This is a genomic window from Pseudoxanthomonas sp. G3 (genome assembly GCF_057654715.1).
In genome coordinates this window covers 583,801-606,695 of sequence record NZ_CM172805.1, presented here as the reverse complement: position 1 = coordinate 606,695, position 22,895 = coordinate 583,801, and the positions used below count along the sequence as shown (strand labels likewise).

At 69.3% G+C, this 22,895-nt stretch carries 20 protein-coding genes and 1 pseudogene; 3 read left to right on the top strand and 18 right to left on the bottom strand.

Annotation, left to right across the window (positions count from 1 at the left end; translation table 11 throughout):
• Positions 1-27 precede the first annotated feature (27 nt).
• Entirely contained in the window at positions 28-960 is a 933-nt protein-coding gene (gene lpxL / locus AC23D6_RS02730; RefSeq protein ID WP_487751305.1) for an LpxL/LpxP family Kdo(2)-lipid IV(A) lauroyl/palmitoleoyl acyltransferase, read from the top strand.
• Here the strand turns inward: lpxL and AC23D6_RS02725 are convergent.
• The 6 genes from AC23D6_RS02725 to AC23D6_RS02700 form a co-directional block, all read right to left on the bottom strand.
• Entirely contained in the window at positions 951-1,856 is a 906-nt protein-coding gene (locus AC23D6_RS02725; protein WP_487751304.1) for a lysophospholipid acyltransferase family protein, read from the bottom strand. The genes lpxL and AC23D6_RS02725 overlap by 10 nt on opposite strands.
• Positions 1,846-3,168 (bottom strand): O-antigen ligase family protein, encoded by a 1,323-nt coding sequence (locus tag AC23D6_RS02720; RefSeq protein ID WP_487751303.1) that lies wholly within the window; start codon positions 3,166-3,168, stop codon positions 1,846-1,848. The genes AC23D6_RS02725 and AC23D6_RS02720 overlap by 11 nt, the downstream gene beginning before the upstream one ends.
• On the bottom strand, positions 3,140-4,279 hold the full coding sequence (locus tag AC23D6_RS02715) for a glycosyltransferase (protein WP_487751302.1): 1,140 nt from the start codon (positions 4,277-4,279) through the stop codon (positions 3,140-3,142). The genes AC23D6_RS02720 and AC23D6_RS02715 overlap by 29 nt, the downstream gene beginning before the upstream one ends.
• Before the next feature lie 36 nt (positions 4,280-4,315).
• Complete coding sequence (locus AC23D6_RS02710) at positions 4,316-4,513, bottom strand: zinc-finger domain-containing protein (RefSeq protein WP_487751301.1); 198 nt, start codon at positions 4,511-4,513, stop codon at positions 4,316-4,318.
• A gap of 147 nt (positions 4,514-4,660) precedes the next feature.
• Entirely contained in the window at positions 4,661-5,239 is a 579-nt protein-coding gene (locus AC23D6_RS02705; RefSeq protein ID WP_487751300.1) for a YceI family protein, read from the bottom strand.
• A 22-nt stretch (positions 5,240-5,261) separates the two neighbouring features.
• Positions 5,262-5,849 (bottom strand): malonic semialdehyde reductase, encoded by a 588-nt coding sequence (locus AC23D6_RS02700; protein WP_487751299.1) that lies wholly within the window; start codon positions 5,847-5,849, stop codon positions 5,262-5,264.
• A gap of 136 nt (positions 5,850-5,985) precedes the next feature.
• Here AC23D6_RS02700 and AC23D6_RS02695 point away from each other — a divergent pair, with 136 nt between their 5' ends.
• On the top strand, positions 5,986-6,936 hold the full coding sequence (locus AC23D6_RS02695; protein WP_487751298.1) for a mitochondrial fission ELM1 family protein: 951 nt from the start codon (positions 5,986-5,988) through the stop codon (positions 6,934-6,936).
• 4 nt (positions 6,937-6,940) lie between these two features.
• On the opposite strand, the gene glnE is transcribed toward AC23D6_RS02695, so the two are convergent.
• The 4 genes from glnE to AC23D6_RS02675 all read right to left on the bottom strand — a co-directional run bounded on the left by glnE (position 6,941) and on the right by AC23D6_RS02675 (position 11,878).
• Positions 6,941-9,757 (bottom strand): bifunctional [glutamate--ammonia ligase]-adenylyl-L-tyrosine phosphorylase/[glutamate--ammonia-ligase] adenylyltransferase, encoded by a 2,817-nt coding sequence (gene glnE, locus AC23D6_RS02690; protein ID WP_487751297.1) that lies wholly within the window; start codon positions 9,755-9,757, stop codon positions 6,941-6,943.
• A 176-nt stretch (positions 9,758-9,933) separates the two neighbouring features.
• Positions 9,934-10,530 carry a lipoyl(octanoyl) transferase LipB gene (lipB, locus tag AC23D6_RS02685; protein ID WP_487752556.1) on the bottom strand — a complete coding sequence of 199 codons (597 nt, stop codon included), beginning with the start codon at positions 10,528-10,530 and terminating at the stop codon, positions 9,934-9,936.
• A 59-nt stretch (positions 10,531-10,589) separates the two neighbouring features.
• Positions 10,590-10,868: a DUF493 family protein gene (locus AC23D6_RS02680; RefSeq protein ID WP_487751296.1), complete on the bottom strand. Its 279-nt coding sequence runs from the start codon at positions 10,866-10,868 to the stop codon at positions 10,590-10,592.
• A 98-nt stretch (positions 10,869-10,966) separates the two neighbouring features.
• Positions 10,967-11,878, bottom strand: coding sequence for a CsgG/HfaB family protein (locus AC23D6_RS02675; RefSeq protein WP_487751295.1), 912 nt, complete (start codon positions 11,876-11,878; stop codon positions 10,967-10,969).
• Between the two features lie 271 nt (positions 11,879-12,149).
• Between AC23D6_RS02675 and AC23D6_RS02670 the strand changes: the two genes are divergently transcribed.
• Complete coding sequence (locus AC23D6_RS02670) at positions 12,150-13,013, top strand: EamA family transporter (RefSeq protein ID WP_487751294.1); 864 nt, start codon at positions 12,150-12,152, stop codon at positions 13,011-13,013.
• Positions 13,014-13,072: 59 nt separating this feature from the next.
• On the opposite strand, the gene AC23D6_RS02665 is transcribed toward AC23D6_RS02670, so the two are convergent.
• The 8 genes and pseudogenes from AC23D6_RS02665 to AC23D6_RS02630 all read right to left on the bottom strand — a co-directional run bounded on the left by AC23D6_RS02665 (position 13,073) and on the right by AC23D6_RS02630 (position 22,643).
• Positions 13,073-14,275: a D-alanyl-D-alanine carboxypeptidase family protein gene (locus AC23D6_RS02665; RefSeq protein ID WP_487751293.1), complete on the bottom strand. Its 1,203-nt coding sequence runs from the start codon at positions 14,273-14,275 to the stop codon at positions 13,073-13,075.
• A gap of 112 nt (positions 14,276-14,387) precedes the next feature.
• Complete coding sequence (locus AC23D6_RS02660; RefSeq protein WP_487751292.1) at positions 14,388-15,530, bottom strand: septal ring lytic transglycosylase RlpA family protein; 1,143 nt, start codon at positions 15,528-15,530, stop codon at positions 14,388-14,390.
• On the bottom strand, positions 15,527-16,660 hold the full coding sequence (gene mltB, locus AC23D6_RS02655; protein ID WP_487751291.1) for a lytic murein transglycosylase B: 1,134 nt from the start codon (positions 16,658-16,660) through the stop codon (positions 15,527-15,529). The genes AC23D6_RS02660 and mltB overlap by 4 nt, the downstream gene beginning before the upstream one ends.
• 61 nt (positions 16,661-16,721) lie before the next feature.
• Positions 16,722-17,858 (bottom strand): rod shape-determining protein RodA, encoded by a 1,137-nt coding sequence (gene rodA, locus AC23D6_RS02650; protein ID WP_487751290.1) that lies wholly within the window; start codon positions 17,856-17,858, stop codon positions 16,722-16,724.
• Positions 17,859-17,974: 116 nt separating this feature from the next.
• Positions 17,975-19,828, bottom strand: a pseudogene (gene mrdA / locus AC23D6_RS02645) (penicillin-binding protein 2); the annotation flags it as partial.
• Positions 19,829-19,831: 3 nt separating this feature from the next.
• Complete coding sequence (mreD, locus tag AC23D6_RS02640; RefSeq protein ID WP_487751289.1) at positions 19,832-20,317, bottom strand: rod shape-determining protein MreD; 486 nt, start codon at positions 20,315-20,317, stop codon at positions 19,832-19,834.
• Positions 20,314-21,477 carry a rod shape-determining protein MreC gene (mreC, locus tag AC23D6_RS02635; RefSeq protein ID WP_487751288.1) on the bottom strand — a complete coding sequence of 388 codons (1,164 nt, stop codon included), beginning with the start codon at positions 21,475-21,477 and terminating at the stop codon, positions 20,314-20,316. The genes mreD and mreC overlap by 4 nt, the downstream gene beginning before the upstream one ends.
• 119 nt (positions 21,478-21,596) lie before the next feature.
• Positions 21,597-22,643 carry a rod shape-determining protein gene (locus tag AC23D6_RS02630; protein ID WP_341724161.1) on the bottom strand — a complete coding sequence of 349 codons (1,047 nt, stop codon included), beginning with the start codon at positions 22,641-22,643 and terminating at the stop codon, positions 21,597-21,599.
• Positions 22,644-22,895 lie beyond the last annotated feature (252 nt).

Here is a 22,895-nt window from a genome sequence, read left to right as displayed (position 1 = left end):
TACCCGGGGCCGCCGCTACAATGGGTCATGGCCGAACCCGAGAAGCGACCCTCCGACGCCGATGCGCGGCCGCCCCTGGGCCTGCGCCAGTGGCCCGCCTGGGCCGGCATCGGCCTGGCCTGGCTGGCCGCGCGCCTGCCGTGGACCCTGCAACGTCCACTCGGGCGCGGCATCGGCGCCGTGCTGTTCGCGCTGATGCGCGACCGCCGCCACGTCGCTCGGCGCAACATCGCCCTGTGTTTCCCCGAATTGGACACGGCGCGCCAGGACGCACTGGCCCGCGCGAGTTTCGGCGAACTCGGCATCGGCTTGTTCGAATTCGCGCGCGCCTGGTGGGGCAGCGTCGCCCCCATGCGTGGTGGCGTGCGCGTCGAGGGCCTGGAGCACCTGGCGGCGGCGCGGGCTGGGGGGCGCGGCGTCATCGTCGTGTCCGGCCACTTCACGACGCTGGAGATCGCCGCGCGCCTGATGTGCGACTACGCACCGCTGGCCGGTATGTACCGGCCGCACGATCAGGGGGCGATGGAGTGGGCAGTGAAGCGCGGGCGCCTGCGCTATGCCTCCGCGATGTTCACCCGCGACGAGCTGCGTCCCGCCCTGAAGCACCTCAGGCAGGGTGGGCTGCTGTGGTTCGCGCCGGACCAGGATACGCGTCGCGGCGAGAGCGTCTTCGTGCCGTTCTTCGGCCATCCCGCCTATAGCCTGACGTCCACGCATCAACTGGCGCGGCTGTCCGGCGCAGCGGTCATCGCGTTCTCGCACGTGCGCCGCGAGGATGGCGGGTACACGCTGAAACTCTCACCCCCGTTCGAGGATTTCCCGTCCTCGGATGCCACTGCCGACACCGCACGCGTGATCGCCGCGATCGAAGGCATGGTGCGCGAGGCCCCGACCCAGTACCTGTGGATCCACCGACGCTTCAAGCGCCAGCCCGACGGCCGCGGCGAACTCTACCGGTAGAGATCCGGTTCGCCCGGCGGTCGCGTCTTGAAGCGCCGGTGCACCCACAGGTACTGCTCGGGATGCTGGCGCACGACCGCCTCGAGTTCGGCCATGTAGCGCGCCGCATCCTGCGCGGGATCGCCACTGGGCCAGCCCGCCCACGTGGGCTCGACCCGCAGCGCGTAGCGGCCATCCGGTTTGCGGTGGAACCAGAACGGCAACACCGCGGCGTTGCCGCGCCGGGCAAGGTCCGGCGTCGCGACGAGCGTGGCGGCGGGGATGCCGAAGAACGGCACGAAGGCATTCTGGTAGTTGAAGTCCTGGTCGGCGGAATACGCCACGATCCCGCCGCGCGACAACGTGCGCAGCAGGCCGCGGACGTCCTTCTTGCCGATCACGTCGGCAAAGGCGCGACGGCGCGCGCCGTCGAGCCAGCGTTCGATGCAGGGATCGTTGTTGTGGCGCGCGACGATCGTCACCCGTTCGCCCAGCGCTTCGCCCAGCAGGCGCGCGCACAGTTCCGAATGCGGGAAGTGCCCGCCGAACAACAGCACACCCTGCCCGCGCGCGCGCGCAGCACGCACATGCTCCAGTCCCTCCACGTCCGCCAGGCCGCGGAGTCGTTCGGAGGACGCGAACCATCCCCGCACCAGCTCCAGCACGCCCGTCACCGTGGCGCGCAGGTTGGCGCGCAGCAGGCGCGCCTGCGATGCCGACTCCAGCTCGGGAAAACACAGGGCGATGTTGGTGGCGGCGTAGCGGCGCCGCTTGCCCAGCGCAGGCCACAGCATCCAGGTCGCCAGCGCGCCGAGCGCGAGCAACATGCGTTGCGGCAAGGCCGCGATCGCCGTGGCGATCAGGTTCGCGGGTGCGACGAAGGCGCAGCGTCGCGCGCGCCCGGCCTCATTCGTCATCGCGCGCCAGCAGGCTGCCGGCGTACAGCGCCGCCAGCATCAGCGTCAGCCCGCCCCAGAACGTCGAATAGAACGCGAGATGCGTGTTGAACGGGAAGACCGTCACCGCCAGCGCCAGCATCGCCGGGCGTGCGCGTTCCTTCGCCTGCGGCGTGGCGTAACGCCACGCGCGCCAGGCCAGCGCGGCCCCCGCCAGCCACAGCAGCAGGCCGATGACGCCGGTCTCGCTGAGCACCTCCAGCACCAGCTGGTGCGCATGGAATGCCGGTCCCTGGCCCCACGCCGGACGCGAGCCAGGGCTGGCATCGCAGTCGGGGTACGCCTGGCGGAAGCCGCGTGCGCCGACGCCATTGATCGGATGCTCCACGAGCATGCAGCCGGCGGCGTACCAGATCTTCGCCCGCCCGGACAGCGCGGTATCCACGCCGGGTTCGTCAGCGGCCAATGCATGCGTGGTGCGCAAGATGCGATCGCGGAACTGCACCGACGATACCGCCAGCAGCGTCAGTACCAGCGCACCGGCAACGAACACGCCCAGCATCCGGCGCAGGCCCAGCAGCCGCCAGCCGGACCACAGCAGCACCAACGCATAGGTGATCCAGGCGGCCCGCGCGCCCGCCAGCAGGATGACCAGGCCGATCAGTCCGGCGGCCAGCATCCAGCCCGATGCACCCAGCCGCTTTGCGGCCGCGAACAGCAGGAAGGGCGACAGACTGGCCATGACCACACCGAGCTTGAGGTTGCACGGCCCCAGGAAGCCGCTCAGCCGGTCCAGCGTCGCGACCTCGTTCGGCGTGCACATCGGCCGCCCGCTGATCAGCTGCTTGAGCTGATCCAGGCCCCAGAACAGCGGACTGGTGCCGAATGCCACCTGCGCCAGCGCATCCAGCGTCCACACACCGACGATCACCGCCAGGCCGTTGAAGGTAGTGCGGCGCGCGCGCGCATTCGCCACCGCTGCCGCTACCAGCCACAGGAACGGCAGGTAACGCAGATCCACCGCCGCTTCCCGCAGCGCACGTCCGACATCGACCGCATCGATCGCCGAAATGGCCTGCGGCAACCAGTACGCGGCGAACAACGCACTGGTCAGCGCCCAGGCGGCGCCACTCAGCAATCGCGTGCCGCCCCTGAACCGTCCCAGCAGCAGGCGCACGATCGCGGCCAGTGCACCGAGCACCATCACGCCTTCGGCATAGCCCGGCGCCGGCCAGAGGGCGACGAAGGTCAGCACCCACGCAGGCGCCCAGCGCCAGCCGTGCCGATCGCGGGGTGCGGGTGCGTCAGGAGTCGATGGCGGGTCGGCGGTCATCGGCAAGATCGAGGTAGAGGGCGAGCGTGGCGTCCTGCATCGCGCGCAGGGTATAGGTTTCCATCGTAGCCAATCGCGATAGCGGATGGGCGAGCATCGCCATCACGGTATCGAACAGGCGCTGCGCGTCGAAAGCCGGCACCGCGCCCTGCGGTTGAAGTTCCGCGAGCAGTTCGCCCACGCCGCCATGCGCCCAGCCCACGACCGGTCGACCGACCGACAGGCTCTCCACCACCGTACGGCCGAATGCTTCGGGTTTGCGCGAAAGTTGCAGCACCACATCGCTGGCGGCGTAGGCACGCGCGATCTGGGACGTTGGCGCGGTGATCGCGAGCGCATCGGCGACACCGCTGCGCCGCGCCTCGGCGTCCAGTTCGGCCACGTACGAGGCTCGTCCCGCTTCACGCGCGCCCGGCATCCACAGCCGTGCATCCGCGCCGGCCTGCCGTAGATGCGCCAGCAACGACAACGCATCGCCATGCCCCTTCAGGCGCGTGCCACGCCCTGGCAGCAGCAGCAACGGGCCATCGCCGGCCAGCGCAGGATGCTGCGTCGCCGCCCACGCGCGCGCCTCGTGGTCGGGGTGGGTGGCACGCGGGAACTGCGCCGGATCGATGCCGCGCGGAATGACCACCAGCTTCCCGGGATCCGTCCGCGGATAGTGCTGCAGCAGGTAGCGGCGCACGGTGTCCGATACGCAAATCACCCGTTCGCCGCGCGTCATCACCGCGCTGTAGCGGCCGGGCGAATTCAACCCGTGCATGGTGGTGACGAAGCGCGGACGCGATGCCGCGGGCATGCCGCGCAGGGCCCACAGGCCGAGCCAGGCGGGCAGGCGGGAACGCGCATGCACGATGTCCGCGCCCACCTCGGCGAACACGCGGCGCAGCGCGCCGGCATGGCGCAGCGTCAGCAGCGACTTGCGGCCGATGTCGAGGGTGATGTGTTCAGCGCCGGAAGCCAGCAGCGTCGGCACGAGCCGGCCGCCAGCCGAAACCACGACGGCGCGATGGCCGGCGCGCACCAGCGCATCGGCGATCTCGAGGGTGGAGCGTTCGACGCCGCCGGATGCCAGCGCCGGCAGCAACTGGACGACGGTCAGGCGGCGCATCGACAACCGGGCGCGCGCGTGGCCCGCATCCGCGTATCAGTCGGCCAGGACGAAATGCGAACCGCAGTACGGGCACTGCACGTCGCCACCGGGCGCGTCCTCGATGGGCAGGTAGACGCGCGGGTGCGAGTTCCACAGCGCCATCGACGGCAGCGGGCAGCTCAGCGGCAGGTCGGCGCGGCTCACGGTGTAGCGCTTCTCGGCGTTGGCGGGCGCGTTGGCGATCTGGCTCATGGCGATGGGCGAAGGCGAAACAGGGGCCGCCAGTCTACCAGCCGCTCCGGGACGTCCCAAGGCGCCGCCCCGGCAACAAAAAACGCCGCCCGGGACGGGGCGGCGTTCTGGAGCGACTCGGCCGGCAGGATGGCCGAGGGACGCGGGTCACTTCTTGGCGTCGGCCGTTGCTTCGGTGGTGATCTTCAACGTCACCTCGTCGCTGACCATCGGGGCGTAGGCGCCCACGCCGAAGTCGCTGCGCTTGACCGTGGCGGTGGCGTCGAAGCCGATCGCCGGCACTTTCTTCATCGGATGCTCGCCGACCTTGTTGAGGGTCACGTCCAGCACGACCGGCTTGGTGATGCCCTTGATGGTCAGGTCGCCGGTGACCTTCAGCTTGCCCTCGCCCGCGGCCTCGACCTTGGTGCTCTTGAAGGTGGCGGTGGGGTACTTGGCGGCATCGAACCACTTGTCGCTGGTCAGGTGGTCGTAGAACTGGTCGGCCAGCGCGCTCAGGCCGGTGAGCGGCAGGGTGACCTGCACGCTGGAGGCGGAAACCTTGTCGGCGTCGTACACCAGGGTGCCGTCGGCCTGGCCGAAGTTGGCGCTCGGATTGGAGTAGCCGAAGTGGTTCCAGCTGGCCAGCACGTTGGTGTGGCCGGGGTCGATCTTGTAGGTGACCGGCGCGGCGAAAGCGGAACCGGCGAAAGCGAACAGGGCGGCAACGAGCAGGGTCTTGCGCATGGGGAATCTCCAGAGGGTGGGGTCAGAGGATGCGTGCGGCTTCATCGAAGCCCAGGCGCGGGGAACGGGGGAACAGGCTGGCGGGATCGCCGTGGCCCAGGTTGACCAGGATGTCGGACTTGATCGCCGTGCCGGCGAAGAACGCCTCGTCGACCTTGGCGCTGTCGAAGCCGGTCATCGGGCCGGCGTCCAGGCCGAGCGCGCGCGCGGCCAGGATCAGGTAGCCCGCCTGCAGGCTGGCGTTGCGAAGCGCGGGCTTGCCGCGGTTCTCGCGCGGGCCCTCGAACCAGGCCTTGGCGTCGGTATGCGGGAACAGGAACGGCAGCTTCTCGTGGAAGTCTTCGTCGCGGCCGATGATCACAGTGACCGGCGCCGCCATCGTCTTGGCGTAGTTGCCCTCGTCCAGCGCCGGGCCCAGCTTGGCCTTGGCCTCGGCCGACTTCACGAACACGAAGCGCGCCGGCGTGGTGTTGGCCTGGGTGGGACCGAATTTCAGCAGGTCGTACAACTGGCGCAGCGTCTCGTCGCTGACCTCACCGCCGAAGGCGTTGTAGGTGCGGGCGGTGCGGAACAACTGGTCCAGCGAAGCGGCATCGAGGGCTTGGGGCATGGGAAACCTGCGGCAGGAAAAGACGGAGCCCGATGTCCGGGCCAGCGAATGCGGGGGCAGTGTAGAGTGTCCTGACTATGGCAACATCCAACCGCTCCGGAACGGATTGTTTTAACCAGTGAAACGGAAAAGCGCCGTGACGGCCGATGCGACCCGCGCCTGCACGCTCACCGACGGCCATGCCGGCAACGTACGCCAGGCGCTGGCGCTGGCGCGTGCCCTGGGCCGGGTGGCGGACGAGATCGTGCTCACGCCGCGCGCACCGTGGCGCTGGCTGGCGCCGCGGACGTTGCCCGGCAGCACGCAGGCATTCGGTCCCGCGTTCCGCGCGGCATGCGAAGCACCGCCCGCCCTGGCCATCGGCTGCGGACGCCAGGCCGCGCTGGCGACCCGCCTGCTGCGCGCGCGCGGCAGCCTTGCCTTGCAGATCCTCGACCCGCGCATCGATCCGTCGCACTGGGACCTGGTCATCGCCCCAGAGCACGACGGCCTCACCGGATCGAACGTGCTCACCTTGCTCGGCAGCCTGAATCCCGTCGACGACGCATGGCTGGCCGATGCGCGCGCGGCCTTTCCGGCCTTCGCTGCCCTCCCCTCGCCACGCACGGCGGTCCTGGTCGGCGGCAGCAGCGCGCACTACGCCTTCGACGCCGCGGCCTTCGAGCGCCTCGCCGACCGCCTCGACCAGATCGCGACAGACGGCAGCCTGCTGGTGACGACCTCGCGCCGCACGCCGGCCGACGTCGTCGCCGCACTTCGTCGACGCGTTGCCTCGCGCGCCGACACCCTGCTCTGGTGCGATCCGTCCGACGGACCCAATCCTTATGCCGGCCTGCTGGCGTGGGCCGACCGCATCGTCTGCACGCCGGAGTCGGTCAACATGCTGTCCGAAGCCTGCGCCACGGCGGTACCCGTGCAGGTGTTCGAACCGGAGCGCGTCGACGGACGCCCGCGTCGCTTCCTGGAGGCCTTGCGACAGCGCGGGCGCATCCGCACGCTGGACGATGCGACCGCACCGTTCGCCGTCGAGCCGCTGCGCGAAACCGCGCGCATCGCCACCGACGTGCAGGCGCGACTGGCGCGCTGACCCGTCAGGTCGCTGCGTCGAAGTCCAAGCCGTGCGCGGCCGTCGTTCGCATCACCAGCGCGCGTGCCGCGGCCAGCGCGGCGTTCTCCACCACCAGACGCGGCCGCCGGTCCAAGGTGCAGGCCAGACCCTCGGCCACGAAGGTCGCATGCACGGTATCCAGCGCGGTCGCCTGTTCGGGCGACACGACCCCAGCGTCCGCCAGCGCTACCAGCAGGCCAGGCGTGTCGCGCGGCCGCTGCAGGCCAGGTCGCTGGGCCGCATCGCGGAGTACCAGGTATTGCAAGAGGAACTCGAGATCGACCAGTCCGCCGGATCCCTGCTTGAGGTCGAAGCGCGCGGCGTCGCTGCGGTCGAGTTCGGCGCGCATGCGCGCCCGCATCTTCACCACCTCGGCACGCAGGCTGTCCGCATCGCGCGTCGTCGCCAGGGTGACGCTGCGGATGGCTTCGAAGGCATCGCGCAGGGACAGGTCGCCGGCCATCGCACGGGCGCGCACCAGCGCCTGGTGTTCCCAGGTCCATGCGCGCTCGCGCTGGTATTCGGTGAAGCTCGCCAGTGACGACACCAGCAGCCCTTTCGCGCCGTCCGGACGCAGGCGTACGTCGACGTCGTACAACCGGCCCGCCGCGGTGACCGCGCCGAGCAGCGCGACGATCTTCTGCGCCAGCCGCGCATACCAGCGTCCGGCTTCGAGCGCACGCGTGCCGTTCGATTCCGCACCGGCAGGCGCATCGAACAGGAACACCAGGTCGAGGTCGGAACCGAAACCCAGCTCCTCACCGCCCAGGCTGCCGTAACCCACGATGGCGAAACGCCCTTCCGGCACCGTGCCGTGCGCGGCGGCGACATCGCGCGTCGCTACCTGCAGCACGACGCGGACGACCTCATCGGCCAGCCACGCCAGCTGGCGCACGCTGTCCCGCGCCGCCTGCCGTCCGTCGAGCGCCGCCAGCGCGACACGGAAGCTCAGCGCCAGGCGTCGCTCGTTCAACACGCGCAGGCAGGCTTCGGGGTCGTCCTCAAGCAATGCCGCCTCGCACTCCGCGCGCAGTTCGGCGCGATCGGGCATAGGGCCGGCGACGCGCGTATCCAGCAGCTCGTCCAACAGCAACGGGTACTGCGCCAGCCGCTCGGCCAGCAGTGCGCTGCGCGCGAGCACATCGACCAGGCGCGCGAGCGCACTGGGTTGCTCATCGAGCAGGGCCAGATAGCTGGCGCGGCGCAGGATCGCCTGCAACAGCGGCAACACGCGACGCAAGGCGGCATCCGGCTGGCGCGAGCGCACGCAGGCGTCGAGCAGCGCCGGCAACACGCGGTCCAGGCGCGCCCGCGCCGCATCGGACAGCGCGCGCACGCCGCTGGATTGGGCGAACTCGCGCAGCGCGTGGTCCGCGCTCCCCGGATCCGTGAATCCCGACGACGCCAGCGGCGCCGCGTCGCCGCCTTCGGGCAGCGCGCGCCAGTACAGCGCCAGCGCACCGGGCTCGGCATCGCGCTGGCGCGGCGCGAGCAGCTCGGCGAATTCCGCCGACACCCGCGTCCGCTGCACGTCCAGCGCCGCGCGCAGCGCCTCCCAGTCGGGGTAATCCAGCCCGCGCGCGATGCGGTGGCGGTCCAGCGCGGTGTCGGGCAACGCGTGCGTCTGCGCGTCGCGCAGCATCTGCAGGCGGTTCTCCAGGCGGCGCAGGAAGCGATAGGCCTGTGCCAGCATCTCGCCTTCCTCCGGCGATACCTGCCGCGTCGCCACCAGCGCCGGCAGCGCCACGCGCAGGCGCCGTTCGCGCAGCGCGGCCTCACGCCCGCCACGGGTCAGCTGCAGCGCCTGCACGAGGAATTCGATCTCGCGGATCCCGCCCGGGCCGCGCTTGATGTCGTCGGCCAGTTCGCGACGCGCCACTTCAGCGGCGATCGCCGCCTTCATTTCGCGCAGGCCATCGAGTGCGGTGTAGTCGAGATAGCGCCGGTAGACGAACGGGCGCAGCGACTCCAACCAACGCTCGCCCGCCTCGATGTCGCCGGCCACGGCGCGCGCCTTCAGCCACGCATAGCGTTCCCAGTCGCGGCCTTCGCGCTGGAAATACTGGTCCATGCCCGCGAACGAAAGCGCCACACGTCCTGCATTGCCGAACGGCCGCAGGCGCAGGTCGACGCGATGGCAGAAACCCTCCGCCGTCGGTTCGTCGAGCAGCTTGGCCAATCGCTGGCCCAGCCGCATGAAGTAATCCTCGGCGGCCAGCGAACGCGCGCCATCGGAGTCGCCACCTTGTGGATAGGCGTAGACCAGGTCGATGTCGGACGAGAAATTCAGTTCGCCACCGCCCAGCTTGCCCAGACCGAACACCACCAGCCGCTGCACGCTGCCATCGGCTGCGCGGACAACGCCGTGGCGTTGCGCGAATTCGGCTTCCAGCGCGTGCAGCGCCGTTTGCAGGCAAACCTCGGCCAGGCGCGTGGTGCCCGCCAGCGTGTCGTCGACGGTATCCAGGCCGAGCACGTCGCGCCACACCAAACGGGTGGATTCGGCAGCGCGGTAGCGGCGCAACAGATCGGACCACTGCGCGGTGTTGTCGGACGTCAATGCGGGGACCGGCCATGGCGCGGCACCCTCGTCGCGGAGCAAGGCGGCCAGCAGGTCGGGCTGCCGGCGCAAGGTTTCGAGTGCGAAGTCGCTGGTCGCGATCACCCGCGACAGCCGATCGACATGATGCGGATCGGTCAGGAGCGCTTCGGCATCGGCGGAGGCGGCGCGCAATCGCGCCAGGCCGCGTTCGATCAGTGCGTTGCGTTCGGACTCGAGGGAAGGGATCGCGTCGTTCATGGCGATCGATTGTGGCACGCATGCCGCCCGCCGGACGCGATCATCGACGTGGGAGCGACGTAAGTCGCGATGCAAACAGACGAAGGCATCCTTACCCCAAAACAGTCGTACCGGCTGGGTGGCGAAACCCCGGTAAAGCCGTCGCGACTTACGTCGCTCCCACAACACACCGATGCTTACGCGGCTTCGGAAAGATCCGGCAGAGCGGCCTCGTACTGCAGCTTCAGGCCGAACTGGTCCGCCATGTAGTTCAGCAGTACCGGTTTCACCTGATCCATCCCGCTCGGGCCGCCGAGGTCGGCCAGCGAGACGACCTGCAGCCCCTGGTAGCCGCAGGGATTGATGCGGTGGAACGGCTCCAGGTCCATCGCGATGTTGAAGGCCAGGCCGTGGAAGGTGCAGCCGCGGCGCACGCGGATGCCCAGCGCGCCGATCTTTGCGCCGGCGACGTACACGCCGGGCGCGCCGTCCTTGCGTTCGGCGTGGACGTTCCATTCGGCCAAGGTATCGATCATCGCCTGCTCGATCTTGCAGACATAATCGCGCACGCCGACCTTCAGCCGCTTCAGGTCGAAGAGCGGATAGGCCACGATCTGGCCGGGGCCGTGATAGGTCACCTGGCCACCACGGTCGACGTGCACCACCGGGATGTCACCCGGCGCGAGCACGTGTTCGTCTTTGCCAGCCTGGCCCAGGGTGAAGACGGGATCGTGCTCGACCAGCCACAGTTCATCGACGGTGGCATCGGTGCGCGCGTCGGTGAAGCGCTGCATGGCGCGCCACACCGGTTCGTACGGGTGGCGGCCGAGTTCGCGGACGATGCAGGGGGCGCTCACAGCGTCCACTTCACTTCCGGATGGTCGCGCAGTGCGGCATGCGCGCCGTCGTACTGCGCGCGATCCTCGGCGCGGAAGCGGATGCGCACGGACACGTACTTGCCATTGCTCGAATGCTTCCACGAAATATCTTCGTGCAGGACCTCCACGCCAGCCGATTCCAGCAGGTGCGGCAGTTCGGTCTCCAGGCCGGTGCCGGCGGTGCCCATCGCACTGAGCTCGAAGGTGCCGGGAAACTGGAAGCCGTGTTCGGGGTTGTCGGATTTGATTTCCATGCGGGAATTATTGGGATGCCGGGCGTGAAAGCCAAGCCGCCGGCCCGGAAACGCGGAGGGCCGCCATCAGGCGGCCCTCCGGAAACAGCCGTCGCGGCTCAGCGCGCCAGCTGCACCAGGCTGGAGGAAACCCAGCCCTTGTTGCCCAGTTCGTCCTCGACTTCCCACATGACGCCTTCCTTGTTGCCGGTGGGGTACAGCAGCATGCCCGGGTCAAGGTCGCGCACCGCCTTGCCGGTGCCCTTGGCGTTGGCGAACAGGCGGCCCGGCTTGGTCATCTCCACCGCCTGCTGGGCGTTGGACGCCGAGGCGTTGCCGGACAGGCCACCCAGCTCGCTGACCAGGTTGGTGTACGCCTGCAGGTAGGCCAGTGTGATGACCTGGCCGATTTCGGTGTTGGCGTAGCCGCTGGCACCGCCGCCGCCCCAATGGCTGCCGGTGAACAGGCTGCCGCCCGCGCCCCAGCCGATGTCGGTCTTCTTGGCGCTGCCCTCGGCCATGGCAACCTGTTCGGACGAGCGCACGTCGGTGACGGTCAGGACGACATCGGCCGTCTTTTTCTTGAAATCCAGTCCGCCGACCACGCGGCCGACGTTGCCGCCCACCAACCCGCCCAGCAGCCCGCTGATGGCGTTGCCGCCGGCGTTGCTGTTCTGCGAGATCAGGTCCGGCACCAGCACGTAGTCCGCCGCGCGGATCTGGCCCTTGCCGATGTTGGAGCGGTTGCGCAGCTCGCCGCTGGCCGCCAGGTCGCGCTCGGCCATCGCCGCGCCCATGCCCGCGCCGCGATCGACGAGGGTGAAGCAGCGCGACTTGTTGACGAAGACCTTGATCAGCTTGGACGGCGCCGGCAGCTGCTGGCCGCTCCACCAGTTCACGCCGTCTTCGGGCTCGATCACCGAGATCGTGCCCAGCGACTTGCTGCAGGTCGGGATTTCCGCAGTTTGCTGCTTGCGCTGGTCCTGCGCGCTCTGGCGCTGCGCGAAGGCAGGCGCCGTGGCGGCCGCCATCAACACGCACGCCGTCGCCAATACCGTGTTTCGTGTTCCCCTGTTCACTCGTGCATCTCCTTGAAAAATGGTGATCCGCGAAGGCGGTTCTGTTCCGTGGGTCGGGTCGACCGACGCCATCCGCGCCGCGTCCCCCGGCCCGATGATAGGCGATGGTGGCTGTCTTTCCCGATACGCACGCGAAGAGCGGGACGCGGCGGCCATCCGGTGGCCTGCGGCGCAGGGGTGCGTTCAGGCGCGATAATTCCGCGATCTCCCTCCGAGTACCGCCGTGGTCTATCTGCTCATCAGCGTCGCCTGCAGCGTACTGGTCTCCGTGCTGCTCAAGCTGATGCAGCGACGGGGCATCGATACCGCACAGGGCATCACCTGGAACTACCTGGCGGCCTCGCTGTTGTGTCTCGGCTTGCTGGACCCGCCATTGGCGGCCCTCGGCCATGCGGGCGCGCCCTGGGCCGAATTGGCCTTGCTCGCGCTGCTGCTGCCCGGCATCTTCCTGGCGCTGTCAGCGTCCGTGCGCGCGGCCGGCATCGTGCGCACCGACATCGCGCAGCGGATGTCGCTGGTGCTGTCGCTGCTGGCAGCCTTCCTCTGGTTCGGCGAACAGGCCAACACGCTGCGCATCGCCGGCCTCGTGCTGGGCGTGGTGGCGATCGCCTGCCTGGTGGCGCGGCCCGAGCGCGGCCCGCGCTACGACGGCTGGCAGGCCTGGGCCCTGCCGCTGCTGGTGCTGGTCGGCTATGCGAGCGTGGACGTGCTGCTCAAGCGGCTCGCCGCCGCGGGCACGCCGTTCGCGGCGTCGCTGCAGGTCGCGTTCGTCGCGGCGTTCGCGGTGATGCTGCTATTGCAGGGAGTGCGCGCCTGGCGCCGCAAGACGCTGCCGACACGTGCGGCGCTGACTGCCGGCCTGCTGCTGGGCGTGTTGAACTTCGCCAACATCCTGTTCTACGTGAAGGCGCACCGGGCGCTGCCGGATCATCCGGCGGTGGTGTTCTCGATGATGAACATCGGCGTGGTGGTACTCGGCACGCTCGTGGGCATGTTCGGCTTCGGCGAGCGGCTCAGTCGCCTCAACCTGCTGGCGATTCCGCTGGCGATCATCGCCATCGGCCTGATAGCCGCCGGCATCGGCTGACGCCGTAAACGAAGAAGCCGGCGTCAGCCGGCTTCTTCATCCTCAAGAGGCGGGACGGATCACTCCGACTCCCACCACATCCAGAACGCATCCCACAGGCGCTTGAAGAAGCCGGCCTCTTCGATCGCCGTGATAGCCACCAGCGGCGACTGTGCGACCACCTTGCCGTCCAGCGTGACCTTCACCGTGCCGATGGCCTGGCCCTGCGCGATCGGCGCCACCAGCGTCTTGGGAACATCCATCGTCGGCTTCAGGTCGCCGTAGCGGCCACGCGGCACGCTGACCAGCATCGGTTGGGCCACGCCCAGCTGCACCTCTTTGGTCTTGCCCTTCCACACGCGCTGCGTGGCGATGGCCTTGCCCGGCTCGTACAGGCGGTGCGTTTCGTAGAAGCGGAAGCCCCAGTTGAGCAGCGCCAGGCTGTCATCGGCGCGCTGCTTCTCGGACGTGGAACCCATGACCACCGCGACCAGGCGCTGGTCGCCGCGCTTGGCCGAGCTCATCAGGCAATAGCCGGCGGCCGAGTGGTGGCCGGTCTTGATGCCGTCGACGCTGGGGTCGCGCCACAGCAGCAGGTTGCGGTTCGGCTGGGTGATCGTGCCGACCGTGAATTCCTTGATCTTGTTGAACGCGTACTGCTCGGGATAGTCGCGGATGAACGCGCGGCCCAGCAGCGCCAGGTCGTACGCCGTCGAGTAGTGCTCCGGCGCGGACAGACCGTGCGCGTTGACGAAGTGCGACCCCTTCATGCCGATCTGCGCGGCGTAGTTGTTCATCAGCGAGGCGAAGGCTTCCTGGCTGCCGGCCGCGTGTTCGGCCAGCGCGATGGCGGCGTCGTTGCCCGACTGCACGGCCATGCCCTTTTCCATGTCCAGCAGCGGCGCGGTCTTGTTGACGGCGAAGCCGCTGTAGCTGCCATCGGTGCCGGCACCGCCCTCGCGCCAGGCGCGCTCGCTCATCATCACCTGATCGTCGGGCTTGATCTTGCCGTTCTTCTGCTCGGCCGCCAGCACGTACGAGGTCATGACCTTGGTGATGCTGGCCGGCTCGACGCGCTCGTTGTAGTTCTCGCCCGCCAGCACCTGGCCGGTGATGTAATCCACCAGCACCCACGCGGTGGCGACGGGCTTGGGCGGCGGCGGAATCTCGACAGGCGCGGCGGGCGCGGCAGCGGCGGGCGCCGGGGTCGGCGCGGGCGTCTGGGCGATGGCCAGGCCCATGGCGGTGGTCGCGAGCGCGGCGAGGGCGAAACGGAACTTCATCGGCGGAAAACTCCTGGCAAGGCCATGGGCCTACGATTCAAGGCGGACATTGTAGGGATGCCGGCCCGTTCGTGGGTTGGAAGAACGTAAAAAAACCAGTGGTTTCCCGCGATTATTCGCGCACCAGCTGGGGGCGGCCGAACCCGAGTCCGGCGATGCGGCCGGCCAGCGCTTCGGCCGTCGCGGCATCGGGCGCACCGACGCGCAACCGCCAGCGCGCGCCTCCGTTGCCCGGCACGTCGGTCAAGCGCGCATCGGCGATGCCGGCTGCCGCCAGACGGGCGAGCGCGCGGTCGGCGTTGTCGCGGCTGGAGAAGCTGGCCACCTGCAATTGCAGTGGCGACGACGGTACGGCGGCGACGGCAGGTACCGCAGGTGCAGCCACCGGGGCCGGTACCACCGGCGCCGCGGCGCCGCCGGGCTTGCCGGTCGCCACGCGCACACCATTGGCCTGCATCCATGCTTCGAAGCCCGCGGCACTGGACACATCACCGGGTTTGGCCGGCACCTGGTAGCGCGATGCGTCCTTCGGCAGCTGTCCCACCAACTGGTCCATCGCCGAGGCGACGGGCGCGGGCGCCGCGGCCATTGCGCTTCCATCCGGGGCCAGGCCACGCACTTCCACCCGGCCGGTGCCGCGCTGGGTGATGCCGAGCTTCACCGCGGCGGCGTAGCTCAGGTCGATCACGCGACCCTCATGGAAGGGGCCGCGATCGTTCACGCGGACGACCACCGACTTGCCGTTGTCCAGGTTGGTGACGCGCGCGAAGCTCGGCAGCGGCAGCGACTTGTGCGCCGCGCTGTAGGCGTACATGTCGTAGACCTCCTGATTGGAGGTGCGCCGACCATGGAACTTGTTACCGTAGTACGACGCGGTGCCCTGCTCCACGTAGTCATCGACGCGGTCGAGCACGCGGTACTGCTTGCCCAGCACCGTGTACGGCGATTTGTTGCCCACGCGCGAACGCGGTTCCGCGGTGACCTGCGGCTCGCGGATGCAGTCCAGGTCGGGGATGTGGTCGGGCGTGGTATCGGCCACGCCGGGCTTGTACAGGCCACCGGCCTGGTAGTCGCCGCGCGTGGAGAGGTCTTCCTGCGCGGGCGCGTAACGCGAGCAATCCTTGCCGGGCGTCGGGCGCGACGAGGCGGTCGGCGCCGGCGAGTTGCCGCCGGACGGCGGCGGCGGGGACTTCTTCGGTGCCGTGCTGCACGCGGCCAGGGCGACGGCCAGCATCGGCAGCGCGCACCACCTCATGCCGGCGGGATCTCGCGGCCGGCGATGGCCTGCGACAGCTGGTGCACCGCCATCGCATACATCTTGGAGTTGTTGTAGCGGGTGATCGCGTAGTAGTTCTGGAAGCCCAGCCAGTACTGCTTGCCGTCGGCGCCTTCCAGTTGCACCAGCGTGGCGGTGGCGTCGGGCGGCACCGGATCCAGCGGGCGATAGCCCTTCTCGGCCAACTGCGCCAGCGTGTAGTCCGGCGTCCACGTCTCCGGGTTGAACTCCGCGTAGCCGTCCTGCAATTGCGCGCGTGCCACCACCGCACCGCCTGGCACCCAGCCGCCGCGCTCGCCGCCCTTCTTGCGGAAGTAGTTGGCGATGGAGGCGAAGATGTCGGGATACGTCGTGAAAAGATCGCGGCGACCGTCGCCGTTGCCGTCCACCGCGAATTCGCGGTAGCTCGACGGCATGAACTGGCCCAGGCCCATCGCACCGGCGTAGCTGCCGGTCAGGGTGGCGATGTCCAGCTTCTCCTCGCGGCCCAGCGCGAACAGCTGCGCCAGTTCATCGCGGAAGAACTGCTCGCGGCGGTATTCGTAAGCGGCGCGCTCGGGATTGCCGCTGCGCGGATAGCGGAATGCCAGCGTGTACAGTGCATCCAGTACCTTGTGCCGGCCGGTGAACCCGCCGTAGTTGGTCTCCACGCCGATGATCGAGACGATCAGTTCGGGCGGCACGCCGTACTGCTGCTCGACGCGCGCGAGCTCCTCGCGGTGCTGGGCCAGGAAGGCCCGGCCGCCGTCGATGCGCGCCTGGGTGAGGAAACCCACGCGGTACTCGCTCCACGGCTTGACCCGCTCGGCAGGCCGAGACATGGCCGCGACCACACTGTCGAGGAACTGGGCCTTGCCCAACGTCGCCTCGATGTCGGCTGGCGCAATGCCGTACTTCGCCGCGGTGTCGCGCACGAACTGCGCGCGTGCGGTGGGGAAGTCGACTGGCGCGAGCGCCTCCGGCGGCACGTCCGCCACACGTTCCACCGAGGTCTCGGCGGGCGTCGTCGTCGCGGGAGGAGTCGCCGAAGCAGCCGGCGGCGGCGGTTGCGGAGTGGCGCAGGACGCAAGGGCCAGCACCAGAAGACAGGGAAGTACGCGTCGCATCATCGGCGCGAGGGTAGCACGCGATTTTCCGTGCAGGGTGAACAGAGCACTGTGCTGCGTGAGCTCAGTACCCGTGCACGGGCCGGTGCGCGCGCACCGCCATCACCAAGCCCAAGCCGGCCAGCAACGACACCGCCGACGTGCCGCCATAACTCAACAACGGCATCGGCACGCCCACCACTGGCAACAGGCCCGAGACCATGCCGCCGTTGACGATCACGTAGACGAACAGCGCCATGCCCAGCGTGCCGGCGAGGAGACGCGAGTACGTATCGCGCGCATCCATCGCGATCCACAGGCAGCGGCCGACGACGAACAGGTACAGCAGCAGCACCACGGCCACGCCCACCCAGCCGAACTCCTCCGACAGCACGGAGAAGATGAAGTCCGTGGTGTGTTCGGGCAGGTAATCCAGGTGCGACTGCGAACCCTGGCCCCAGCCCTTGCCGGTCCAGCCGCCGCCGCCGATGGCGATCTTGGACTGCAGGATGTTCCAGCCCGCGCCCAGCGGATCGTTCTCCGGATCGCGGAAGGTTAGGATTCGGTTCTGCTGGTACTCGCGCAGGAACGAGAACCACGAGATCGGCGCGAACATCACCAGCCCCACCGCCGTCCCGCCGAGCACGCCGGCGGTGATGAACCACCACCACGACAGGCCCGCGAGATAAAGGCCGAACACGCCGCTCGCCGCGACCAGCATGGCCGTGCCGAAGTCCGGCTGCAGCAGGATCAGGCCGGTGGGGAGGCCGATCAGCAGCGCGGACACGAGCGTCGTGCGCCAGCCCGGCGGCAGCGGCTCGCGGTGCAGGTACCAGGCCAGCATCATCGGCAACGCGATCTTCAGCAGCTCCGAAGGCTGCAGGTAGAAGAATTTCAGGTCGATCCAGTGCGCGCCGTGCTTGCCGGTGCCGATGAACAGCACCAGCACCAGCGGCACCAGCGCGACCGCGAATACGCCGGGTGTCCAGGCGCGCAAGCGCACCGGGGTGACGCGCGACAGCGCCCACATCGCCGCCAGGCCCACGCCGAAGCGTACGCCCTGCGCCAGCACGAGTCGCGCACCGAGGGCTTCGCCGCCTGCGCTGTACAGCACGGCCAAGCCGATCGCCATCAGCGCCACCAGCGCGCCCAGCAGCGGCCAGTCCAGCGTGCGCAACAGATAGCGCAGCAGGTCCAGTCCCCAGCGCAACAGGTCACTCATCGCCGTTCTCCCTGCAGTGCGGCGGGGAGCGTCGCCGAAGGCGGCGTCGTGGCCGGCACCGCGGCGGGTGCCGCCGGCGGCGCGACCGTGGCATCCGGCGTGAGGGGGACGCCTGCCGGATCCACCTTCTCCGGCATCTTGCCCAGCAGGTAGGCGTCGAAGATCTTGCGCGCCATCGGTCCGGCGGTGCTGCCGCCGTAGCCGCCGCCCTCCACCGCGATGGCGATGGCGATGGTCGGGTTGTCGGCCGGGGCGAAGCCGACGAACAGCGAACGATGGCGCAGGTGCATCGGCAGGCTGCGCGGATCGACCGCCGCGGTACCGCGACGGCTGATCACCTGCGCGGTGCCGGTCTTGCCCGCCATCAGGTAGGACGCGCCTTGGGCGACCCGCCAGCCCGTGCCACCGGGCTGCATGGTGTCTTGCATGCCGAGGCGCACGACGGCGACGTTCTGCGGATTCGGGCTGATCGGGATCGGCTGGGGTTGCGGCATCGATTCCCAGGGACGGTCGAAGCCGATGCGCGACTGCGCCACCAGGTGCGGGCGGCGCAGTTCGCCGCTGGCGATGCCGGCGGTGGCGCGCACCAGCTGCAACGGCGTCACCTTCCAGTCGCCCTGGCCGATGGCGACGTTGACGGTATCGCCGGGGTACCAGCGTTCCTTGCGCGCTTTCAACTTCGCTTGCGGCGACGGCAGGATGCCGCCGATCTCGCCGCGCAGGTCGATGCCCGTCGGTTGGCCGAAACCGTAATACGCCATGTACTCGTCGAACTGCTGGATGCCCAGGTCCAGCGCCAGGCGGTAGTAGTAGGTGTTGACCGATTGCGAGATCGACTTGCGCAGGTCGGTCACGCCATGGCCGCGCCGGCTGGCGTCGCCCCAGCCGCGGCTCGTGCCCGGCAGGTAGAACATGCCGGTCGACACCACGGTGTCCTCCGGCTTGCGCTTGCCGCTGTCCAGGCCGGCCAGGGCGATCAACGGCTTCAGCGTCGAGCCTGGCGCCACGCCACCCAGCACCAGCCGGTTGAACTGCGGCCGCGACGGATTGTCGTTCAACCGCTTGAAGTCCTTGCTGGAGATGCCGTTGACGAACAGGTTCGGGTCATAGCTGGGCAGGCTGACCATCGCCAGGATCTCGCCGGTGCGCGGATCCACGGCGATCGCCGAACCTTCCAATTCGCCGAAGGCATCGACGATGGCCTGTTGCAGCTTCGCATCGACGCTCAACCGCAGGTCCGTGCCAGCCTGCGCGGGCACGCGACCGACCACGCGCAGCGCGCGGCCCTCGACGTTGGTCTCGACCTTCTCGTAGCCGATCTTCCCGCGCAGCTGCTCGTCGTAATAGCGCTCCAGGCCGGTCTTGCCGATGTGGGTCAGCGCGCTGTTGATCTCGCCGAGTTGCTCGAGGTCCTTCTCGTCGACACGACCGACGTAGCCGACGACGTGCGCGAACAGGTCGCCGTACGGGTAACGCCGCGTCAGGTAGGGCACCAGTTCCACGCCGGGATAGCGCCAGCGATCCACCGCGAAGCGCGCCATCTCCTCCTCGGAAACGCGCAGTTTCAGGGTGATCGGTCGGAAGCCGCGCGACGCCTTGCGCGTGGCCTCGAAGCGTTCGATGTCCTCGGGCGAGAGCGCGATGATCTTGCCGAGCTGGGCGATGAGCTTCGCAGGCTCCTTCACCTTGTCGGGCGTGATGTCCAGACGGAAAGCCGGGACGTTCTCCGCCAGCAGCAGGCCGTTGCGGTCGTAGATCGTGCCACGGCCAGGGACCACCGGGCGCGGGCGGATGCGGTTGGCCTCCGAGCGCGTGGCGTATTCGTCGTGGTCCAGCACCTGCAGCTTGAAGTACCACGCCGCCAGCGCCACGAGGCAGGCGCCGACGACGGCGAAGCCGATCACTGCCCGGCGACGGAACTGGTCGGCCTCCGCATGGGGATTCTTGCTGCGCCGGCGCAGGCCCGCCATCGCTCAGCCCCGCTTGCGGCGGCCGAGCCGCAGCGCATCCATCAGCACGAACAGCGGCGGCCAGAACAGCATGCCCACCGCCGGTGCCCACCAGTACATCCACGGCAGCGTGGGTTCGCCGAGCGCCAGATGGACCACGGCGGTCACGATGCGGTCGTTGAGCAGCAAACCGCCGATGGCCAGGGCCTGCTGCGAGACCGGGAAGAAGCGCAGCCGTGCGCGGAAGCGCTGCAGGATGAAGGCCATGATCAGCAGGCGCAGCGCCTGCTCGCCCAGCAAGGTGCCGAACATCAGATCGGCGATGAGCCCGATGATGACGGCGAAGCCGAGGCCGGCGCTGTCCGGCGCTTCGATCACCCAGTAGGCCAGCACCAGCGCGAGCCAGTAAGGGCGTAGCGGCTGCAGCAGATCCGGCAGCGGCAGCAGGCCCAGCAGCAGGGCGACGACGATGCTCAGCGGCATCAGCCAACCGGTGCGTGCGCGGCTCATCGCTGCGGCTCCTGCGGCGGGGTTTCACTGCTTCGCGGGCGCGCGTCGAGCCCCTCTCCCGCCGGCGACCGAAGGAAGTCCCCGCGGGAGAGAGGGGTTGGGGTGAGGGTCGGGACGTTCGCGGGGCGGGGGGCTTGCGGGGAAACGGGCACGGGCGCGGTTCCCGTTCCCGGCGTTGCACTATTCCCACCTTCGTTGCCCCTCTCCCCAACCCCTCTCCCGCCGGGAGAGGGGCTCTGGGTTGCCGGCGCTGTTGGCGACTGCGCCGGCGCCGCCTCCGGCAGGAATCGCGACGGATCCGCCGGCGGCAGCGGCTGCGGCGGCGCCGATTTCAGCAGCAGGACGTCGCGACCGCGATCCAGGCGCGCGGCCGGGGTCACGTCGCCGACGAGGAAGGCATGGCTGTCGTCGGGCCGCAGCGCAGCCACCTTGCCGACCGGAAAGCCGGCCGGAAAACGCCCGCCCAGCCCCGAGGTCACCAACAGGTCGCCAACTTCCACGCCGCTGTTGAGCGGCACGTCGGCCAGTTCCAGCAGGTCGCTGCGGCCGCGTCCGTAGACGATCAGGCGCACGCCGTTGCGCGCGACCACCACCGGCACGGCGTGGTCGGGATCGGTCAGCAGCAGCACGGTGGCATGCGCCGGCGTGGTGTCGATGATCTGGCCCATCAGGCCGCCGGCATCGATCACCGCCTGGCCCAGGGTGGCGCCGTCGCGGCTCCCGGCATCCAGCACCAACCGCTGCCGTCCCGGCGCAAGGTCGATATCCAGCACCGGTGCCAGCTGCACGTCCAGGCCGCGCGAGGTCTTGACGCCGAGCAGCGCACGCAGCTGGGCGTTGTCCGCGGCCGCGGTCTGCAGGCGCGCCAGGCGCGCATTGGCCACCAGCATGTCGTTTCGCAGGCGGCGATTTTCTTCGATCAGGCCGCTGCGCGTCGCGGCATCGTCCTGCACGCGCGTGGTCACCCGTCCCGGCAGGCCGGCCAGCCACCACAGCGGCTGGGTAACCACGTTGGCCTGGGCACGCAACTGCGACAGCCAGCCGCCGCGGTGATCAAGGACGACCAGGACGATGGTCAGCGCCAGATAGGCGAGCAGCCGCAACGTGCCGGCGACTTCACCGGGGCGGGAGGCGACGGGGGGACCGGCGTAGGAAGGCACGGAGGGCTAGCAACGAGTGGAGAGAAACGAGGAGTGAGAAGTGAGGAGCGCAACGCAGGCCGGGGCGGGGGAGTGGCTTCCACTCACTTCTCACGCCTCTCCACTCGTTCCTGGCTTCATCATTCCGGCGCGAAGAACTCATTGCCGTGCATGTCGACCAGCTCCAGCGCGCGGCCACCGCCACGGGCCACGCAGGTCAGCGGATCGTCGGCCACCTGCACGTGCAGGCCGGTCTCCTCGCTGATCAGGCGGTCCAGGTCGCGCAGCAGGGCGCCGCCGCCGGTCAGGACGATGCCACGCTCGGCGACGTCGGCGCAGAGTTCCGGCGGGGTCTGTTCCAGCGCCAGCTTGACCGCGCTGACGATGCCGGACAGCGGTTCGTGCAGGGCCTCCAGCACTTCATTGGAGTTGATCTTGATCATCTTCGGCACGCCCTCGGCGAGGTTGCGGCCGGAGATCTCCATCTCCTGCACTTCGGGTTGCGGGTAGGCGCAACCGATTTCCAGCTTGATGCGCTCGGCGGTGGCTTCGCCGATCAGCATGCCGTGGTTGCGGCGCACGTAGTTGGTGATGGACTCGTCGAAGCGGTCGCCGCCGATGCGGACCGACTGCGAGTAGACGATGCCGTTCAGCGAGATCACGGCGACCTCGGTGGTGCCGCCGCCGATGTCGATGACCATCGAGCCGCGCGCCTCGGTCACCGGCATGCCGGCGCCGATCGCCGCCGCCATGGGCTCCTCGATCAGGTAGACGTCGCGCGCGCCGGCCTCCTCGGCCGACTCCTTGATGGCGCGTCGCTCGACCTGGGTGGAGCCGGCCGGCACGCAGACCAGCACGCGTGGGCTGGGACGCAGGAAGCGCGACTTGTGCACCTTCTTGATGAAGTACTTCAGCATCGCCTCGGTGTAGGTGAAGTCGGCGATCACGCCGTCCTTCATCGGGCGGATGGTGGTGATGTGGCCCGGGGTACGTCCGAGCATCTGCTTGGCCTCGGCGCCCACCGCCGCGACCGAACGCGATCCGCCGATCGCGCGGTCCTGGCGCACCGCCACGACCGAAGGTTCGTTCAGCACGATGCCCTGCCCGCGTACGTAGATCAGGGTATTGGCCGTGCCCAGGTCGATGGACAGGTCGTTGGAGAACATGCCGCGGAGCTTCTTGAACATCGGGGGACGGGTTCCTGCTGGAGGCCGAAATCGCGCGGAATGGCGATTTTTTGGGCAAAAAATAAGTCGGCTAGCCTAGCAATCCGGCATGGAGCGGGCAAGGAAAAATCTCGTGAATCCGCGGGGAAAACACCCTGCGCCGTCGCCGCGCCTGCGCGCGAGCGACGATGTCGGCATGCGTAGCGCCGCCGGCCGAGGCTGGTCGCCGCCGGCCCCAGCCGGTAACCTTCGCACCGGCGCGCCGGGAATGGG

What these genes read in the sequence shown, in the direction of transcription:
- AC23D6_RS02710 (WP_487751301.1), bottom strand. Translation starts at nt 4,513, where the DNA reads ATGAGCCAGATCGCCAACGCGCCCGCCAACGCCGAGAAGCGCTACACC.
- AC23D6_RS02705 (WP_487751300.1), bottom strand. Translation starts at nt 5,239, where the DNA reads ATGCGCAAGACCCTGCTCGTTGCCGCCCTGTTCGCTTTCGCCGGTTCC.
- lpxL (WP_487751305.1), top strand. Translation starts at nt 28, where the DNA reads ATGGCCGAACCCGAGAAGCGACCCTCCGACGCCGATGCGCGGCCGCCC.
- AC23D6_RS02700 (WP_487751299.1), bottom strand. Translation starts at nt 5,849, where the DNA reads ATGCCCCAAGCCCTCGATGCCGCTTCGCTGGACCAGTTGTTCCGCACC.
- mltB (WP_487751291.1), bottom strand. Translation starts at nt 16,660, where the DNA reads ATGATGCGACGCGTACTTCCCTGTCTTCTGGTGCTGGCCCTTGCGTCC.
- AC23D6_RS02715 (WP_487751302.1), bottom strand. Translation starts at nt 4,279, where the DNA reads ATGCGCCGCCTGACCGTCGTCCAGTTGCTGCCGGCGCTGGCATCCGGC.
- AC23D6_RS02725 (WP_487751304.1), bottom strand. Translation starts at nt 1,856, where the DNA reads ATGACGAATGAGGCCGGGCGCGCGCGACGCTGCGCCTTCGTCGCACCC.
- AC23D6_RS02720 (WP_487751303.1), bottom strand. Translation starts at nt 3,168, where the DNA reads ATGACCGCCGACCCGCCATCGACTCCTGACGCACCCGCACCCCGCGAT.
- AC23D6_RS02660 (WP_487751292.1), bottom strand. Translation starts at nt 15,530, where the DNA reads ATGAGGTGGTGCGCGCTGCCGATGCTGGCCGTCGCCCTGGCCGCGTGC.
- mreD (WP_487751289.1), bottom strand. Translation starts at nt 20,317, where the DNA reads ATGAGCCGCGCACGCACCGGTTGGCTGATGCCGCTGAGCATCGTCGTC.
- lipB (WP_487752556.1), bottom strand. Translation starts at nt 10,530, where the DNA reads ATGCAGCGCTTCACCGACGCGCGCACCGATGCCACCGTCGATGAACTG.
- AC23D6_RS02665 (WP_487751293.1), bottom strand. Translation starts at nt 14,275, where the DNA reads ATGAAGTTCCGTTTCGCCCTCGCCGCGCTCGCGACCACCGCCATGGGC.
- AC23D6_RS02675 (WP_487751295.1), bottom strand. Translation starts at nt 11,878, where the DNA reads ATGGCGGCCGCCACGGCGCCTGCCTTCGCGCAGCGCCAGAGCGCGCAG.
- AC23D6_RS02630 (WP_341724161.1), bottom strand. Translation starts at nt 22,643, where the DNA reads ATGTTCAAGAAGCTCCGCGGCATGTTCTCCAACGACCTGTCCATCGAC.
- rodA (WP_487751290.1), bottom strand. Translation starts at nt 17,858, where the DNA reads ATGAGTGACCTGTTGCGCTGGGGACTGGACCTGCTGCGCTATCTGTTG.
- AC23D6_RS02680 (WP_487751296.1), bottom strand. Translation starts at nt 10,868, where the DNA reads ATGGAAATCAAATCCGACAACCCCGAACACGGCTTCCAGTTTCCCGGC.
- glnE (WP_487751297.1), bottom strand. Translation starts at nt 9,757, where the DNA reads ATGAACGACGCGATCCCTTCCCTCGAGTCCGAACGCAACGCACTGATC.